Consider the following 17,349-nt stretch of genomic DNA (forward strand, 5'->3'; position numbering starts at 1 on the left):
CACCCCGGCCCTCCCCCGCTCTCGCAGGGGAGGGAGTTTTGTCCCCTCCCCCGCCCAGCGGGAGAGGGTTAGGGTGGGGGCAACAGCAGAAAGAATTACCGTCTTACTTCACGAAGGACGTGTCGGTCATGCTGTCCAGACTCGGCGGGGCCTTGCGGATCAGCTTGGCCTCCAGCATCACGTCCTGGACCTCCTTGATGAAGGTCGGCATGGTCTTGGTCAGATACTCGATGTTGCCGGCCTTGTCGTACCAGAGCACGGTCTTCGCGGAGGAGGCGAACTGCTCCGGCGTCTGGTTGACGTCGCGGGCCATGATCTCGAAGGCCTTCTTCTCGTCCTTCTTGATCGCGTCCAGCGCCTCGAACCAGCTGTCGACGAAGGCCTTCACGACCTTCGGGTTCTTCTGGATGTAGTCGGGCTGGAAGGCCAGCGTGTCGATGATGACGCCCGGCGTCTGATCCGACGTGACGATGATCTTGCCGTTGGCCTCGCGCACCTTGGACAGGTATGGCTCATAGGTCACGGCGGCGTCGAACTGGCCGGCGACGAAGGCGTTGGCGGCGTCGGACGGCTGGAGGTTGACGGTCTGCACCTCGCCGATCGACAACCCGTTCTTCTTCAGCACATAGGCCAGCCAGAACTGCGGCACGCCGCCATACTGCACGGCCACCTGCTTGCCCTTCAGGTCGGCGAGGCTGTTGACCGCGTCGCGCACGACGATGCCGTCGCCGCCGTGCGAGCTGTCGAGCACCAGCACCTGCGTCACGTCCACGCCGGAGGAGGCGTAGAGCAGGTGGGTGTCCACCGTGGTGGTGATCGCCTGCACCTCGCCCGCCGCCATCGCCTGGTGGCGGTTGGAGGTCGGCATCTTCTTGATCTCGACCTCGATGCCGTTCTTCTTGAAGATGCCGGTTTCCTTGGCCAGCGTGATCGGCGCGAAACCGGTCCAGCCGCTCATCGCCACGGTCACCTTGGTCTGCGCCGAGGCCGAAACCGCGCACAGCCCGGCGACGGCCGCCGCCAGGGCTCCGGCCATCCACGACGTCTTCCTCATGATCCCCCGCTCCCGGTTCTGAAGGTGTCTTTTGATCGCGCCGGGCGGCGGACCGCCGCCCACGCATCCGTGTGCCGCATTGTGCACGCCCACGGGGCGGGTGGGAAGGGATGGGCGGTCGCGGCCGCGCAAGCCTGACCTTCGTCGGAAGGGGCGGGGGAAGCTCTTGCAACCAAAGGCTAATTGGGAAGCTTGCGTGCCCAATCCATATACCAACTGAACAAAGTGCGACGGGTGTATGCCGTTCTTTTGGGCACCACAGAGGGGAGGCCGGACCGATGCGCTCCATGGACCCGATGAAGCCGCCGCTGAACCCGCCGGCGAACCCGCCGGCGAACCCGCCGATGACCGCGATGGACCGCCAGCGCACGCTGGACTATTTCGAGCGACTCGGCCGGGACAAGGTGCGGCTGTACAGCGCCATCGACTGCGACCGTTACCTGGGCGGCTGGCAGGTGCGCGAGCTGGCCGACCAGTGGCTGGACGACAAGGCCGCGGAGGAGCGCCCGGTTCCGTTGTGGCGGCGGATCGTGCGGCGGCGCTGACGCCGCCGCAGGCTTTTCCGCCGGTCAGGCCGCTCCGGCGCTCGCCATCATCTTGCGCAGGTCGTTGGGAAAGACCGGCTTGTGCAGGATGCTGAAGCCGTTGCGGCGGGCCTCGTCCAGCCGTTCCGGGGCGGTGTCGCCGGTCAGGATGATGCCCGGCACGTCCTTGCCGACCAGACCCTGCACCGCGGCCAAAGCCTCCGGACCGGTCCGCCCCTGCTGGAGCTGGTAGTCGGCCAGCACGATCTGCGGGCGGCGGCCGTCGGCGCGCAGCCGTTCCAGCGCCTGATCGCCCGAACGCGCGGTCAGCACGCTGTAGCCCCAACCCTCCAGCATCGCCTTCAGGCCGAGCAGGATGATCGCCTCGTCGTCGATGACCAGCACCATGCCCTTGGTCGCGCAGTCGTTGGCGGCCTGCCGGAAGAGGTCCATGGCGGGCGGCGCGGCGGCGGCGCGGGGCCTTTCCACGACGACGCGCGGCATCTCCACCGAGAAGACCGAGCCGATCCCCTCCTTCGAGCGCACGCGGATGCGGTGGTCGAGCAGCTTCGACAGGCGCTTGACGATGGCGAGGCCGAGGCCCAGTCCGCGGTCGCCGCTGCCCTGGATCTGGGTGAACTCCTCGAAGATGTCCTCCAGCCGGTCGGCGGGGATGCCGACGCCGCTGTCCCACACCTCGACGCGCAGCCGGTCCGGCCCGCTGCGGCGGCAGCCGATCAGGATGCGGCCCTGGCGGGTGTAGCGCAGCGCGTTCTCGATCAGGTTGCGCAGGATGCGCTCCAGATGCGACGGGTCGGTGCGCACCCAGGCCCGCGTCGGCACGGCGCGCAGCTCCAGCCCCTTCTGGGCGGCGCGCGGCGCGTATTCGGCGACCAGACGGCCCAGCACCTGGCCCAGCCGGACCTCCGCCGGGTTGGCGGCGATCTTGCCGGATTCCAGCCGCGACATGTCGAGCAGCCCGTCCAGCAGGCCCTTCAGCGTGTCCAGCGCCTGACGCATGTTGTCGAGCAGCGGCAGGCTGGGGTGCCCTTGCAGACGGTCGCCCAGCGCGGCGGCGAAGAGGTAGAGCGACTGCACGGGCTGGCGCAGGTCGTGGCTGGCGACGGCCAGGAACTTGGACTTGCCGGCGGCTGCGTGCTCCGCCTCCTCCCGCGCGCGGCGCAGGTCGGCCTCGGCCTGCTTGCGGCCGGTCACGTCGACGGCGGCGCAGGTGATGCCGGCCAGCGCGCCGTCCGGGCCGCGCAGCGGGTCGATGGTCATGTCGTAGAAATGGTCCTGCCCGGCGTGGCGGATGCGGACCTCCTCGCGCACGCCCTCGCCGGTCTCCAGCGCGCGGCGCTTGATGGCGGTCAGGGCTTCGGCGTCGGCGGCGTCCTCGAACACCTCGATGTCGGTCTTTCCGACGACGCGCTCCGCCGTGAAGCCGAGCGCCGGGTTGTGCATCCAGGTGTAGCGCAGGGCGCAATCCTGGTTGAACACCACGACGCCGGAGTTGCGCAGCGCCGTGCGGAAGCGCTCGTTGGCGACGCGCAGCGCCTCCTCGGTGGACTTGCGCTCGGTGATGTCGATGCCCGAGACGATCAGGTGGGTGATCCGCCCATCGGGACCGCGCATCGGGGTGACCCGCATCTCCATGATCGCCGCGCGGTCCCCGGCGATGCGCACCGGCGCGTCGAAGCGCGCGGAGTCGCCGTGGGCGGCGCGCTCCACCGCCGTGCGCAGGCGGTCGCCCGCGGCGCCGGCGAAGGCGCGCCGGCAGGCCTCGTGGAAGGGGTGGCCAACGATCTGCTCGACCGGCAGGCCGGACGCCTGGACGGCGGTCTGGTTGACCTGAAGAACATCGCCGTCCGGGCTCAGCACGCCGACGAAGGTCGGCAGGGCGTCCAGAACGGCGCGCAGATGCTCCTCCGAGCCGCGCAGCGCGCGCTCGCGGGCCTCCAGAGTCTCGGCCATGGCGTCGAAGGCGCGGCCGAGCTGGCCGATCTCCGACTTGCGGTCGACGAGACCGGCCCGCGCGCTGGAGTTGCCGGCGCTCCACCCCTGGGTGGCGCGGATCAGCGCCTCGACCGGGCGGCGGATGAACAGGGTGCCGCCGATCCAGGCGGCCAGGATGGCGACCAGCAGCCCGGTCAACGTCATCAGCAGGCCCTGGCGGGTGGCGCGGTCGATGGTGCCGGCCACGGCGGTGTGGTCGAGCCCGACGCTGATGAACAGGTCGCGCGTGCCCTGGCGGGACGGCGAATAGGCCAGCACCCGCGCCACCCCGTCCATCCCCGGCAGGGTGGTGACGCCGCCGCGCTTTTCGCCCAGCAGGTCCAGATAGGGCTGCGGCACGCGCTCGCCGCGCTGGGCGATGCCGTTGGGCAGCTTGACCAGGATGGTGCCGTTGCGGTCGGTGACCAGCAGGCTGGCGTTCTCGGGCAGGGGGCGCGCCGCGAAGTTGGTGGCCAGCCAGGGCAGGTCGAGGCCGAGCGTCACCACGCCGGCGACCGTGCCGGACTCGTCGCGGAAGGGAACCGCGAAGGGCAGCATGGCGGTGCCGGGCTCCGCCGCCGGGCCGGGAGTCGTCCATTCGCCGACGACGAAGCGGCCCTCCTCCAGCGCGCGGCGGATGTAGGGGCGGTCGGCGGCGGTACGGTTGGCGGCATGGTCGGGCGCGGCGCTGCACAGAACGGTGCCGTCGCGGTCGAGGACGGACAGGTTGCGGTATTCGGGGGCGCGTTGGGCGAGCCGGATCAGATGGGCCTGGCATTGGGCGTAGTCGCCGGACCGCAGGGTGGCCGACTCCGCGATGGAGGTGACCATCAGGCGCGCGCCGTCGACGATCCGGGCCTGCTCCCCTTCGACCAGATGCAGCAGCCGCTCGGCCTGGGCAGCAACCTCCTCGGCGCGCTCCGCACGGAACTGGAACACGCTGTAGGCCTGGATGCCCAGGGCCGGCAGGACGGCCAGAAGCACCAGCAGGAAAAGGCGGGCCAGCAAGGTCATCGTGTCACAGGCTCCCATCGGGCGGGAAAGCGGCCGGAACCAAAAGTCCGCTATCGTTTCGCCTGTGTTCTGAATAACCTTTGCATGGTTAAATCGCAGTTAATGAGCGGGGTTTGTTTTCGTCCAGATCGGCAACCGTCGGGATTTTCTCTGGAAATAAAGGGGTAGTCGGGGCAGTGAAATTGGGGATTTACTTCGGTGTTTCCTCTAAAATTTTAAGATTTCCTTTTGTCGAAAGGGTTAATCACCACCACTTTTGATCGGCGTGTGGTCTGAGGCCGGCACCGGGCGCCTTTGCGGGAAAGACACCCGGTGCGTCGCGGCGGATCAGGCCAGCGTGTCCACGCCTTGCGAACCGCGAGGCGCCAGCGTGGAGAAGGCCTTCTGCGCGCCCGACAGGTCGCCCGACTGAAGCGCGCCGCTCATGCTTTGCAGGGCCGTCTTGAACAGGTCGGCGACCGACGAGGTGGTGGATGACGAGGTGGTGGACGATGACGGCGATGCGCCGCCGTCCGCGGTCTCCTGCAGGAAGGAGAGCAGGGATGAGACGGAATCCTGCGCGCCCGACAGGTCGCCGGATTGCAGCGCCTGCGACAGGCTGCCCATGGCGTCCTTCATCGCGTCCGGCGGCCCGCCGGCGCCGCCCGGCGGCGGACCGGGAGGCGGACCGCCTGCGCCGCCGGGACCGCCCTGGCCACCGGCTCCCTTCGGACCGTTCGCCGCGAAGGCCTGCTGGACCTGCGAAACGTCGCCGGTCTCCAGGGCCTCGCCCACGGCGGTCAGCATCTTGCCGAGGGGGGAGTCGGACGCCGAACCGCTCCGGCTTTGCAGCTTGGACAGCGAGTCATAGGCGCTCTGGATCGAATCGAGGTCGCCGGATGTGACGGCGTCCTTCAATTGATGCATGCCGTCGCGGATGTCCTTGCCCGGTCCGGCGGCCCGTTGCTGGGCGATGCCGGACGCGGCCGATGACGTCACGCTTGAGATGGACATGGCGGTCTCCTTCGTCCGGTGCCGTCCTGCGCCGTGCGGACGGAGTCCGGCCCTGACGGGATGGGTTGCGGATGTCGGATTCGACGCGTTTGCGCGGCGATTCCTGCGCTCTCTCCGCAAAATATTCGCCCGCAACTTTTGGGCGTAGATTTCCACGGGCGTATGAAGGGTTCTAGAACAACCCTTGATGGCTCCAGGATGCGCCGTATTCCTGAACCGGATCACCCGCTTCCCGCGGAGGGCAGGCGTGGTACAGTGCACACCCCGCCGTTCCGGAAGACCCGCTTGCCGCTGAAGTCCCATCATCGCCCGCTGGTTCTTCTGGTGCTGGCCGCGCTGCTGCCGCTGGTGTTCCTGTCCGCGGTTCTCGGCGGCGCGTGGCTGCGCGGGCAGCAAAGCGCGATGGAGGCCAACGCCATCGCGCGGGTGGATCGGCTCTCGGCCCTGGTGGACCGCGAACTGTCCGCGCAGATGGACGCGCTGAAGGCGGTGGCGGCGTCGCCCCTGCTGGACGGCCTGGCCGGCGGCGGCACCGTCGATGTCGTGGCCTTCTTCGAATACGCCGAACGGGTGCAGGGCGCGCTTCCGCTGTGGACGACCATCGTTCTCAGCGATGTCCAGGGAAACCGGCTGGTCGACGCCCCCTTTCTGGTCGGTGGTGCCCGGGGCAAGGTGCTGGACATGGACAGCCACCGGCGCGTGGTGGAGACGGGCAAGCCGGCGGTCGGCACGATCCTGCGCGGCCCGCGTGGCGTCCACGCCTTCCCCATCCGCGTTCCGGTGACGCGCGACGGCGGGTTGGTCGCCGTGTTGTCGGCGGTGGTGATGCCGGAGGGATTCCAGAGCCTGCTGTTTGGCAACGGCCTGCCGCCGGGCTGGATCGCCGCCGTCATTGACGCCGAAGGGCGTCTGGTGGCGCGGGCCGGCGGCGACCCGACCCTGATCGGGCGCCACGCCAGCGAGACCGCGCTCAACGCCCGCCGCTCCGCCGACAGCGGCGTCTATGAGGGGATGAGCCTGGAGGGCGCGCCGACCGTGGTCGCCTTCCGCAAGCTGCCCGACTATGGATGGTCGGTCCATTTCGCGATGCCTCGGGACGCCTATCGGGCGCCGGTCGCCAACGCGCTGTGGCTGGCCGCGGCGGGGGCGCTGGCCAGCCTGCTGATGGCGGGCGCCTTCCTGTGGCTCCTCGCCCGCGAATTGCGGCTGCGCCGCCGCCAGGAGGCGGCGCGGGAGGAAAGCCTGCGGCTGGAGGCCCTGGGCCGCATGACCGGCGGGGTCGCCCACGACATCGCCAATCTGCTGACCGTCGTGATGAGCGGCATCGCCGTCATCCGCCGCCGCCCCGGCGACCCGGAGCGCATCATCCGCGTGCTGCCCGAGATCGAGGGGGCGGTGATGCGTGGGCAGGCGCTGATGCGGCAGATGGCCGCCTTCGGCCGCCGCAGCGTCTACGAACCGGTGCCCTTCCGCCTTCAGGACCGCAAGGCGGCGCTGGAAGCCCTGCTGGCGCGCTCCGCCGGCAGCGCGGTGGACACCGCCCTGGTCGTTCCGGACGACCTCTGGCCCATCCTGGCCGATCCGGACGCCATGGAGGTGGCGCTGCTCAATCTGGCGGTGAACGCCCGCGACGCCATGCCGGACGGCGGCACGCTGACCGTCATGGCGGAAAACCGCGGCCTGCCGGGGCGGCGGGGCGACGACACCGGCCTAACCGGCGATTTCGTGGCGCTGGCCGTGCGCGACACCGGAACCGGCATCCCGCCGGAGCATCTGCGCCGGATCTTCGAGCCCTTCTTCACCACCAAGCCGGACGGGAAGGGGACCGGCCTGGGGCTCAGCCAGGTCTTCGGCTTCGCCCGGCAGTCGGGCGGGACGGTCACGGTGACCAGCACCGTCGGCGCCGGCACCACCGTGACGCTCTATCTGCCGCGGTCGCCGACGGACGCGCGCCCCGGCTGAGGGAGGCGGCGATCATGGTGGTGGAACCGCCAGCCGCGCCCCGTGTTGAACGGGCGCCATGGACACAGCATTCCGCACGCCACCCCATTCCACCACGACGGACGGCGCCCCGCGCACGGTCGGCGTGGAGGTCGAATTCGCCAACCTCGACGCCCCGTCGGCGGCGGCGGTGGTGCGCAGCCTTTATGGGGGATCGCTGGAGCCTGAGGACCCGCACCGCTGCCGGGTGACCGGCACGCGGCTGGGCGATTTCACGGTGGAACTGGACATGCGCTCGGCCCATCCGGGCAAGCTCGGGGCCGGCAAGTCGGAGGAGAGTAATTCGGAGGAGGACAAGTCGGAGGAGGGCGACGCCGGTCCGCTGGGAAAAGCGGTGGGCAAGGCGGTGGGCAAGGCGGTGGATGGCGTGGTGGAGGCGCTGCGGCCCTGGTGGGGCAACGTCGGCAGCCTCGTCATGCCCTTCGAGATCGCCGCCCCGCCCATTTCCATCGACCGGCTGGCCGAGCTGGAGCCCCTGTTCGCCGCCCTGAGCGCCCAGGGGGCCGCCGGCACGGACGCCAGCCCGCTGTTCGCCTTCGGCCTGCATCTGAACCCGCAGGTGGCGCGCACCGACGGCACCTATGTTCTGGACCATCTGAAGGCCTTCCTGCTGCTGGCCCCCTGGCTGCGCCGCGAGATCCGCGTCGACCCGACCCGGCGCCTGACCGGCTTCATCGCCGCCTTCCCGGTTGAGTACGCGGTGAAGGTCGTCGATCCCGCCTACCGCCCCGACCTCGACGGGCTGATCGGCGACTATCTGGAGGCCAACCCGACGCGCAACCGCGAGCTGGACCTGTTCCCGCTGTTCGCCCATCTCGCCCCGGAGACGATGGCGGCCAAGCTCAGCGACCCGCATGTGCGGCCCCGCCCGACCTTCCATTACCGCCTGCCGAACGCCCGGCTGGGCGACCCGGACTGGAGTCTGGCCCAGGACTGGAACCGCTGGGTGGCGGTGGAGGAGCTGGCGGCGGACCGCGACCGGCTCGACGCGCTGGGGACGGACTTCCGCGCCTTCGCCGCCCGCGCGGCGCTGGACGGCTGGGCCGCCGAGGCGGGCCGGCGGCTCGCCGTCTGACGGGGACGACATGGCCGCCTTCCTCGCACGGGGACGCCCCCTGATCGGAGTGACCGCGTCGGTGCACGGCAGCCGCATCGCCTGGTGGGCGAACCGTCTGGCGCTGCGCCGCGCCGGGGCGCGGGCGGTGCGCATCACGGCGCGCGACCCCTTTCCCATCGAGCGGCTGGACGGGCTGGTGGTCGGCGGCGGCGACGACATCGACGCCGCCCTCTACGGCGAGACCGCCCGCCCGAAGATGCGCATCGACCCGGAGCGCGACCGGCTGGAGCTGTGCGCGTTGGACGGCGCGGCGGCGCGGCGGCTTCCCGTTCTGGGCATCTGCCGGGGTTCGCAGATGATCAACGTGCACCGCGGCGGCTCGCTGCTCACCGACATCCACGAGGTGTACGAGGAGGCGCCGCGCCTGCGCACCGTCCTGCCGCGCAAGCGCATCCGCATCGATCCGCGCAGCCACCTCTACCGCATCCTGGGCATCGCCGAATGCCGGGTGAACGCGCTGCACCATCAGGCGGTGGACCGGCTGGGCGACGGGCTGCGCGTGGTGGCCCGCGAGACGGTGGGGATCGTCCAGGGGATCGAGGCGGTCCACCACCCCTTCCTGATCGGGGTGCAATGGCATCCCGAATATCTGGTCGCCGACCAACGCCAGCAGGCGCTGTTCCGCACCCTGGCCGCCACCGCCGCCGGAACCGCCAGCCTGGAGGACGCCGCGGCCTTGTGATCGCTTCTCCCTGTGCGATCGCTCCTTAACTGTTCGTTGTGCCACCATTTCCCTCGCGCGCGGAAGCGGCTATCCTAACGATCGGGCCGAATGATCGGGGCTTGGCGATCGGCCGCCGCAACGGCGGAGGGGCAAGGGCGTGACGGAGAAACAGGCGGGCCGGCGGCTTCGGCTGCACACGGTGACGATGATCACCGCGCTGGCCACGGCGTTTCTGATGGCCGGGCTGACGCTCGGGGTGGGCGGCGCCTTCGTCCGGGTGCTCGACCTCGCGGAGGAGGCGGACCGCGCCATCGTTCCCCAGATCGCCCGCCAGCACCAGTATGCCGTCTTCGCCGCCCGCATGGGCCAGCTCGCCGAAGCCGTCCTGCGCTCCCGCTCGCCGGAGGAGCGCGCCGGCGCCCTGGCCGAGGTGGAGGGCGTGTCGCAGCGCTTCGCGGCGGACGCGGCGGCCCCCGAGCTGCTCCAGCGGCTCGAAACGGCGATCCAGGCGGTGCGCCGCACCGCGGAGCGGGCCGACGCCATTGACGCCCTGGCGGCCCAGGCGGTCGCCCTGCAACGCAAGGGGGACGAGGCGTTCCTGAGCCTGCTGCGCTCCGGCGCGCCTCTGGCGGTGCAGGAACCCTACCACCGCGCGTTGGAGGCGCTGGCCGCGGCCCTGATCGCGACGGACACGGTGCAGCTCGCCGGCGAAGTCGCCCGCTTCCACGAACACGCCGCCGAGGTGGTGAACGCGCTGATTCCGCTGGAGCCGGGGGAGCGGGCGCCGCTGGCCCGCACCGCGCGCGACCTGGACGGGCTGGGCGAGCTGTTCACCCTGCGCCGGACCATCCTGTCCGAAGCGGGGCTGATGGGGCTGGAGACGGAAATCGCCCACGGCGTGCTGAACGACCTCAGCGGCAGCCTGACCGACGCCGCCGCGACCAACACGCGGCGCATCGCCGACACCCTGACCGATCAGGCGCGCAGCGGCCTGTGGATCGTTCTGGTCGGGCTGGGCATCGCCTCGGCGGTGCAGACGGTGCTCTACGTGCTGCTGCGCGTCCATGTGGTCCGCCCGATCCGCCGCGCCTCCCAGGCGCTGGGCATGGTGCAGAAGGAGCGCCGGACCGTCCGCCTGCCGCCCGCCCTGTTCGCCGAGCTTCAGGCCATCTCCACCAGCGTCGAGCGGTTCGGCACGGCGCTGGTGGAGACCCACGCCTACGCCGAGGCGCTGAAGGCGGGGGAGGAGCGGATGCGCGCGATCCTGGCGGCCTCGCCCTTTCCCATCGTGATCGCGCGGCGGTCCGACGACGCCGTCCTGTTCGCCAACCCGCAGGCCGAGGCGCTGTTCGGGACCGAGGGATCGCGGCTGGCGCTGACGCGCAACGCGCGCTTCTTCGTCCACCCGTCCGACGCCGCCCGGCTGTCCCGTCTGGTGGCCGAGCAGGGGGCGGCGAGCGACCTTGAGATGGAGATGCGCACCGCCGGGGGGCGGCCCTTCTGGGCGATGATCTCCGCCGTGGAGATCCACGACGTGGACGAGCCGGCCATCCTCATCGCCGTCAACGACATCACCCTGCGCAAGCGGTCGGAGGAGGAGACGGAGGCCGCCAAGCAGCGCGCCGAGAGCGCCCTGGCCGATCTGCGCGACACCCAGGCCCATCTGATCCAGGCGGAGAAGATGGCCTCGCTCGGCGGGATGGTGGCGGGCGTGGCGCACGAGGTGAACACGCCGGTGGGCATCGCCCTGACCGGCATCACCCACCTCGCCGACCAGACCCGCAAGGTGGCCCGCGGGGTCGAGGCCAACACGCTGCGCCGCGCCGACTTCACCGGTTATCTGACCACCGCCGGGGAGGCCTGCCGGCTGATCGAGAGCAACCTGAACCGCGCCGCCGAGCTGATCCAGAGCTTCAAGCAGACCGCCGTGGACCAGACCAGCGAGGAGCGGCGCCGCGTCGATCTGGCCGCCTATCTGGACGACGTGCTGACCAGCCTGCGCCCGCGGCTGAAGCAGACTCCCCACCGCGTGGTGATCGACTGTCCGGCGGGCCTGTGGGTGGACAGCTACCCCGGCGCGCTGTTCCAGGTGCTGACCAACCTGACCATGAACGCGGTGGTCCACGCCTATCCGGACGGGCGGGCCGGCACGCTGACCGTCGCCGCGACCCGCCCCAACGCGCAGGAGGTCGAGCTGCGCTTTTCCGACGACGGCTGCGGCATTCCCGCCGCCCATCTGGGGCGCGTCTTCGACCCCTTCTTCACGACGCGGCGCGGCGAGGGGGGCAGCGGGCTCGGCCTGCACATCGTCTACAACATCGTGACCACGCGCCTGCGGGGCAGCATCCGGGTGGACAGCCGGGAGGGCGGCCAGGGAGGCGGGGGCACCTGCTTCGTCCTGCGCTTTCCCGCCGAGGCTCCGCCCGCGGTGGACTCCGGCGGCCCGGCGGCGGTCAGGCCGGAGCCGGTGGCCTGAAACGGAAAAGGGCGCGCCGGAGATCCCGGCGCGCCCCTTCCCATCATCCCGCAAGGATCTTACTTGCTGCCGTCCGGGCCGCAGTTCGGGGTGCCCGGCGGGCAGTGGGTGCCGGTCGCGGTCTGGTTGTCGCGGGCCGGGTTGCTGCTGGTGGCGCTGCCCATGCCCGACGGCATGGTGGTCTGGCCCTGCCAGGCGCCCCCCGAGGAACCGCTGCCCATGGCTCCGTTGTTCCCCATGGTCCCATTGTTCATGGCGCCGCCGGACGAACCGGAGGTCCCCGGCGTGGTGACGCTGCCCGGCGTGGAGCCCGGGCCGGAGGTGCTCAGGCCCGTCGACGGCGACGTGGTGGTGCTGGGAACGGTCGGGCTCACCGCGGTGCCGCCCGACTGGGCGACGGCGGAGCCGGCCATCAGGGCGAGGGCCGACGCGGCGGCGATCATAAGGGTACGCATCCTCATCTCTCCATCTGGTGGCGGCGCCCCTTGGCCGGGCGCCTTCCTGACGGGGGTTCGCGGTCCGGCGCCCTGCGGCGCGCCCGTCCCCCATTCGCCCATCCCCAACAGAAGGCCCGGCGCATCGTTGCGGCAAAACCGGATGGATCGTTTCGATCTTTTGGCGAGCCCCCCGCCGTCCGGGCTTTCCGTCCGCCTCCATCCAGACGCGGATGCCGGGCGATTCCGGAGCAGCCGGTCGCCTTGCGGAACAGGCCGCCGCCGGAAGAGTTGACGCAAGCACGGCTACGGCACATCGAGGCAGGAATGAGCGAACATCGGGATGCGGCGGACCTTGCCGGGGGGCGGCCCATCCTTCGCCCCGGCGCCACCTGCTGGCGGACCGAGCGGGCGGACCGGGTGGCCGTGCTGGTCGATGGCGCCGCCTTCTTCGCGGCGGTGCGCGCCGCCCTGCTGCGGGCGCGACGGTCGGTGATCCTGCTCGGCTGGGACATCGATCCGCGGATGCGCCTCGACCCCCACGACCCGGAGACGCTGGGCGACTTCCTCGCCCGTCTGATCCATCGCCACCCGTCCCTGCAAATCCACGCGCTGAAGTGGGACATGCCGTTCCCGATCTCGCTGGAGCACCCCCACGGCCCGCTGGAGCGGCTGAACCGGCGCACCGGCCCGCGGCTGACGCTGGAGCTGGACGACGCCCTGCCGGTGGGCGCGGCGCAGCATCAGAAGCTGGTGGTGGTCGACGACGCGCTGGCCTTCTGCGGCGGCATCGACCTCGCCGGCGACCGCTGGGACACGCCGGAGCATCTGGACAACGACCCGCGCCGCCGCTGGCCGACCGGGGAGCTTCACGCGCCGCGCCACGACGTGATGATGGCGGTGGACGGACCCGCCGCCCGCGCGCTGGGGCTGATGGCGCGCGAGCGCTGGAGCCACGCCACCGGGCAGGCCCTGCCGCCCCCGCCGCCGGAGGGTTTTCTCGCCGCCGCCGCCGATCCCTGGCCGGAGGGGCTGCACCCGCTGATCACCGGCGCGGATGTGGGCATCGCCCGCACGCTTCCCGACTGCCTCGTCGGCCGTCCGGTCCGCGAGAACGAGGCGCTGACCTTCGCCGCCATCGCCGAGGCGCGCCGCAGCATCTACCTGGAGAACCAGTATTTCGCCTCCTTCCGGGTGGCCGAGGCGCTGGCCCGGCGGCTGCGCGAGCCGGACGGGCCGGAGGTGGTGGTCGTCGTCCCCATGGAAAGCCCGAGCTGGTTCGACCGCATGGCCATGGACACGCCGCGCGGCGTGGTGCTTCAGGAACTGCGCGCCGCCGACCGCCATGGGCGCCTGCGCGCCATGACCCCGCTGACCGAGGGCGGCAACGGCATCGTCGTGCATTCCAAGCTGATGGTGGTGGACGACCGGCTGCTGCGCATCGGGTCGAGCAACCTGAACAACCGCTCCATGGGCTACGACACCGAATGCGATCTGGCGGTGGAGGCGCCGCCAAGCGACCGCACCGACGGTGACCGCAGCGACGCCAACCGCAGCACCGCCAACGCCATCGCCGCGGTGCGCAACCGCCTGCTGGCCGAGCATATGGGGGTGGACCCGTCGGAGATGGCCGCCGCCGTCCGCGCCACGGGCAGTGTGGTGGCCGCCATCGACCGGCTGAACAAGCCGTCCGGGCGCCGCTTGGCGCCGCTGCCCGACACCGATCCCGGCCTGACCGAGCAGGCCTTCGCCGCCCTGCGCATCGCCGATCCCGACCGCCCGGAGGAAGCCTGGGCCGTGTGGAAGCGCATGCCTCCGGCCCCGGCCCCGGCCCGCTCCCTGACCCGCGCGGTGGGGGCGGCCCTGTTCACCGCCGGAGCGATCGCCGGAGTCTACGCCGTGGCGCGGGCGATGGTCGAGACCGACCGCGGCGGCCGCTGAGCGGCGCGGCGCGCAGGTCGGTCAGGCGGCGCGCTTCCGGACGCCCGACAGGCCGCGCAGATCCTCCTCCAGCCCGTTCAGCCGGGCCAGCCCGCCGCTGATCGCGTCCAACTCCCGCCGCAGCCCCTCGGGCACGCGCAGGTCCCCGGCGAAGCCGGAAAGCGTGTCGGCCAGGGAATCGCCCAGCCGGTCCAGCTCGCCCATCAGGTGCCGCTCGTGCCCGGCGACGTCCTGCTGGCCGGCGCTGAGGCTTTGCAGGCGGTCGGCCAGATCGGACAGCAGCGCGTGCTCGGCGGCCACCTTGGCCTGGGCGTCCTGCCCGGCGATCTGCTGGGCGATCGCCTGCTGCATGCGGTCGATGCCCTTCTGGATGACCTGGATGGCCTCGTTCGACTGGCGGGCCAGATCGCGCACCTCGTTGGCCACCACGCGGAAGCCGTGGCCGTACTCCCCGGCCCGCGTCGCCTCGATGGCGGCGTTCAGCGCCAGCATGTTGGTGGCGGACATGATGCGGGTGATGGCGTTGACCGAATCCTCCAGCGCGCGGGACTCCGCGACGATCTGCTCGAACCGCGTCAGGTCGGAGGTCGCCTCGGCCCGGCGGCGGTCCAGATGCTCCTGGAGGCTGGCGAGAAGCGCGCGGTTCTCCGTCGCGCAGCGCTGGGCGTCGTCGTGGCGGCCGGCGATCTGCACCTCGCTGTCGCGGATGAAGCCGACCAGCGCGGCCACCGCGTCCTCCGTGTCGGACAGGCGGGCGCGCAGGGCCTGCGTCTCCCGCTCCGCCTGATCGAGCGCCGCGCCGACGCGGGCCTTCGCCAGCTCGACCGCCTGCGGCACCTCGGCGATGGCGCGCTCCGCCTCCGGCGGCATGCCCTGGGGGCGGCGCGCGAAGGCCAGCCGGGCGGCGCACAGACTGCCGAACTCGTCCAGCGGGCCGTCCATGCCATTGTCGCGCAACAGGCGCCGCCACTCCTCCGAATCCCGGTGCAGGGTGGCGAACAGGCGGTTGGCCTCGTCCGTCGTCAGCGTCTCGCCGTCGAAGGTCAGACGCTCGTGCGGGATGAAGTTGAACAGCGACGTGACCATGGTCCGCCGCGTTTCCAGAACCCAATACTGGACGACCATCACCACCATGATGGTGACGATCATGCCGAGCGCCGCCGCCGGCCCCTCGGGCACGCCAAAGCGGTGCAGCGTGGCGTTCCACAGCGGGTTGAGGAGAACCACCACCACGATCACCGGTAGGCCGATGATGAGGAGAAGCAGAGCCTGCGCCTTCAAAAATCCCCTGCTGAGCATCGCTCCCTCGTCACCCTGTCCAGTGGTCATTCCGAATCCCCGCGCAATCAAAAGGACGCCGTGGTCCCTCATGTTCGCGCATCGTAAAACCACACACCGTAAAAGGTAAAGAAGCATTGATTTTGCCCTGCATTCGAGACAATTTTTCCGAATGACCGGGCTTCCGGCGCAAAGGTGGAGCGGGAAAAACGACCGGAAATCGGGCCGGAATCGAAGCGGGCGAGCCGTTTCCGGCCCGCCCGTTCTTGTTCAAGCGCAATGTGCGTCAAATGGCAGCATGGCCCGTCAGGAGCGCGTCTCCGCCACCGAGCCCGGCTCGGAGATCACGATGTCGACGCGGCGGTTCTGCTGGCGTCCCGACTCCGTGCTGTTGGAGGCGACCGGCTGGGCCGACCCCAGCCCCTGGGCGGCGATGCGGCTGGGGTTGACGCCGCGCGCGGTCAGCGCGTCGCGCACGGCCATGGCCCGCTCCTCCGACAGGCGCAGGTTGGTGGCCGACGAACCGGTGGTGTCGGTGTAGCCCTCGATCCGCACGGTCCGTTCCGGGTTGCGCTGGAGGAAGTTGGCGAGTTCGCTCAGACGCGCGTCGGCGCCCGGAGTCAGGCGGGCGCTGCCCGTGGCGAACAGCACGTCGCCCAGCGACATCACCAGACCGCGCTCCGTCCGCTCCGCCTGGAGGGCGCGGATCTGGTCCTGGAGACGGTAGGTTTCGGCGTTGGCGACGACCTGCTGCGCGCCCTTCATCGCCGCCACGTCCTGGGCGATCTGGAGCTGCCGGTTGGCGAGATAGGCCTGATGGTCCATCTCCGCCGTGTCGCCGTCGCTGCGCGCCCGCTCGCCGCGCTGCAGCGCCTCTTCGGCGCGGCGCAGCTCCAGCGTGGCGTTGCTGGCCAGCTGTGGGTTGGCGGCGGCGCCGGAATAGGACTGGCGCGCCTGGGCCAGGGCCGGCGTGTCGTCCGGGGTGGCGCAGGCGCCAAGCGACAGGGCGACGACGCCCAGCGAGGCCAGGGCCAGACTTTTCCTCACCGTTCGGGATTTCTTTGTGGTGTGCATCACGGCGTGCCCTCCAGCGTGCGCGGGGAATCCCAGGTCGAGGTCCCGCTCATGCCCGACGGGGCCAGGGGAGCGGCGGCGGAGGCGGCGGGCGCCCGGCCCGGCACGCCGCTGTTGGGATTCGCGAGCGTGCGCACGGCGCTGGCGGCCTGCTGCGCCGTCGCGCGCTGCGAGCGCACGGTGGCGAGTTCGGCGTCGGCCTGCGCCTGCTCGGCGAGGCGGCGGGCCTTGGTCCGCTCGTCCTCGCGCATCGCGGCGTCGGCGGCGGCCAGCTTCTCGCGGGCGGACTGGAACTCCGCGGGGGCGTGTTCGAGGGCGCCGGCCCGTTCAGCTTGCTGGATGGCCTGCGCGGACGCGCCGAGCTGGGCGGTCGGCGGCGGCACGCTGCCGGCGCAGGCGGCCAGCCCGAGCGACGCGGACAGGATGGCCGCGCTCCTCCAACTCAGCTTGGACCATCCCAAGGTCGAAATGTTGTTGCGGTTCATGCTGCGGCTTCCCGAATGACCGCGGCGCACGGCCGCGGGAGAGTGATCGCCGCTCCAACGCGCCGCCGGGTGGAAGGTTCCTTGTCCGCGCATGCGCGCCGGGAAACGCCCCGCTTGCGCGCAAAAAGACGGCCGGGGGAGTGCCCCGGCCGCAAGGTCTGCCTGGATGGGAGGGTGGATGGGGAGGTGGTTACTTCTGGATGCCGATGACCTGCTGCTGGGCCTTGTTGCCGATGCCGGCGGAGAGGTTGGAGACGGTGCCGAGGTTCTGGTTGAACAGGGCGCCCGGCGCGCCGAAC

13 protein-coding genes are annotated in these 17,349 nt (G+C 71.1%); 6 read left to right on the forward strand and 7 right to left on the reverse strand.

What is annotated here, in order from left to right; genetic code table 11:
• Positions 1 to 103 precede the first annotated feature (103 nt).
• Positions 104 to 1,054 carry an ABC transporter substrate-binding protein gene (locus DXK32_RS29665; protein WP_114861785.1) on the reverse strand — a complete coding sequence of 317 codons (951 nt, stop codon included), beginning with the start codon at positions 1,052 to 1,054 and terminating at the stop codon, positions 104 to 106.
• 278 nt (positions 1,055 to 1,332) lie between these two features.
• Between DXK32_RS29665 and DXK32_RS29670 the strand changes: the two genes are divergently transcribed.
• Positions 1,333 to 1,599 carry a hypothetical protein gene (locus DXK32_RS29670; RefSeq protein ID WP_114861786.1) on the forward strand — a complete coding sequence of 89 codons (267 nt, stop codon included), beginning with the start codon at positions 1,333 to 1,335 and terminating at the stop codon, positions 1,597 to 1,599.
• A 24-nt stretch (positions 1,600 to 1,623) separates the two neighbouring features.
• Here the strand turns inward: DXK32_RS29670 and DXK32_RS29675 are convergent, their stop codons facing one another.
• Positions 1,624 to 4,587 carry a PAS domain-containing protein gene (locus DXK32_RS29675; RefSeq protein WP_114861787.1) on the reverse strand — a complete coding sequence of 988 codons (2,964 nt, stop codon included), beginning with the start codon at positions 4,585 to 4,587 and terminating at the stop codon, positions 1,624 to 1,626.
• 327 nt (positions 4,588 to 4,914) lie between these two features.
• Entirely contained in the window at positions 4,915 to 5,580 is a 666-nt protein-coding gene (locus DXK32_RS32450) for a hypothetical protein (RefSeq protein WP_162801411.1), read from the reverse strand.
• Between the two features lie 285 nt (positions 5,581 to 5,865).
• Here DXK32_RS32450 and DXK32_RS29690 point away from each other — a divergent pair, with 285 nt between their 5' ends.
• The 4 genes from DXK32_RS29690 to DXK32_RS29705 all read left to right on the forward strand — a co-directional run bounded on the left by DXK32_RS29690 (position 5,866) and on the right by DXK32_RS29705 (position 11,838).
• Entirely contained in the window at positions 5,866 to 7,542 is a 1,677-nt protein-coding gene (locus DXK32_RS29690; RefSeq protein ID WP_162801412.1) for a sensor histidine kinase, read from the forward strand.
• Positions 7,543 to 7,600: 58 nt separating this feature from the next.
• Positions 7,601 to 8,656 carry an amidoligase family protein gene (locus DXK32_RS29695; protein WP_114861791.1) on the forward strand — a complete coding sequence of 352 codons (1,056 nt, stop codon included), beginning with the start codon at positions 7,601 to 7,603 and terminating at the stop codon, positions 8,654 to 8,656.
• 10 nt (positions 8,657 to 8,666) lie between these two features.
• Positions 8,667 to 9,380 carry a gamma-glutamyl-gamma-aminobutyrate hydrolase family protein gene (locus DXK32_RS29700; protein WP_114861792.1) on the forward strand — a complete coding sequence of 238 codons (714 nt, stop codon included), beginning with the start codon at positions 8,667 to 8,669 and terminating at the stop codon, positions 9,378 to 9,380.
• A 139-nt stretch (positions 9,381 to 9,519) separates the two neighbouring features.
• Positions 9,520 to 11,838, forward strand: coding sequence for a sensor histidine kinase (locus tag DXK32_RS29705; RefSeq protein ID WP_114861793.1), 2,319 nt, complete (start codon positions 9,520 to 9,522; stop codon positions 11,836 to 11,838).
• A gap of 59 nt (positions 11,839 to 11,897) precedes the next feature.
• Here the strand turns inward: DXK32_RS29705 and DXK32_RS29710 are convergent, their stop codons facing one another.
• Complete coding sequence (locus DXK32_RS29710; RefSeq protein WP_162801413.1) at positions 11,898 to 12,293, reverse strand: hypothetical protein; 396 nt, start codon at positions 12,291 to 12,293, stop codon at positions 11,898 to 11,900.
• Positions 12,294 to 12,599: 306 nt separating this feature from the next.
• Here DXK32_RS29710 and DXK32_RS29715 point away from each other — a divergent pair, with 306 nt between their 5' ends.
• Positions 12,600 to 14,213 carry a phospholipase D-like domain-containing protein gene (locus DXK32_RS29715; RefSeq protein WP_114861795.1) on the forward strand — a complete coding sequence of 538 codons (1,614 nt, stop codon included), beginning with the start codon at positions 12,600 to 12,602 and terminating at the stop codon, positions 14,211 to 14,213.
• A 21-nt stretch (positions 14,214 to 14,234) separates the two neighbouring features.
• Here the strand turns inward: DXK32_RS29715 and DXK32_RS32815 are convergent, their stop codons facing one another.
• From DXK32_RS32815 to DXK32_RS29730, 3 genes are all read right to left on the reverse strand, one after another.
• Positions 14,235 to 15,542 carry a methyl-accepting chemotaxis protein gene (locus DXK32_RS32815; protein WP_247877406.1) on the reverse strand — a complete coding sequence of 436 codons (1,308 nt, stop codon included), beginning with the start codon at positions 15,540 to 15,542 and terminating at the stop codon, positions 14,235 to 14,237.
• A gap of 255 nt (positions 15,543 to 15,797) precedes the next feature.
• Positions 15,798 to 16,565, reverse strand: a complete 768-nt coding sequence (locus DXK32_RS29725; RefSeq protein WP_114861797.1) for an OmpA family protein — start codon at positions 16,563 to 16,565, stop codon at positions 15,798 to 15,800.
• Positions 16,565 to 17,050, reverse strand: a complete 486-nt coding sequence (locus DXK32_RS29730; protein WP_247877407.1) for a DUF4398 domain-containing protein — start codon at positions 17,048 to 17,050, stop codon at positions 16,565 to 16,567. Before DXK32_RS29730 ends, DXK32_RS29725 begins: the two co-directional genes overlap by 1 nt.
• Positions 17,051 to 17,349: the final 299 nt, after the last annotated feature.

This window comes from Azospirillum brasilense, assembly GCF_003349955.1.
GTDB lineage: Bacteria > Pseudomonadota > Alphaproteobacteria > Azospirillales > Azospirillaceae > Azospirillum > Azospirillum brasilense_B.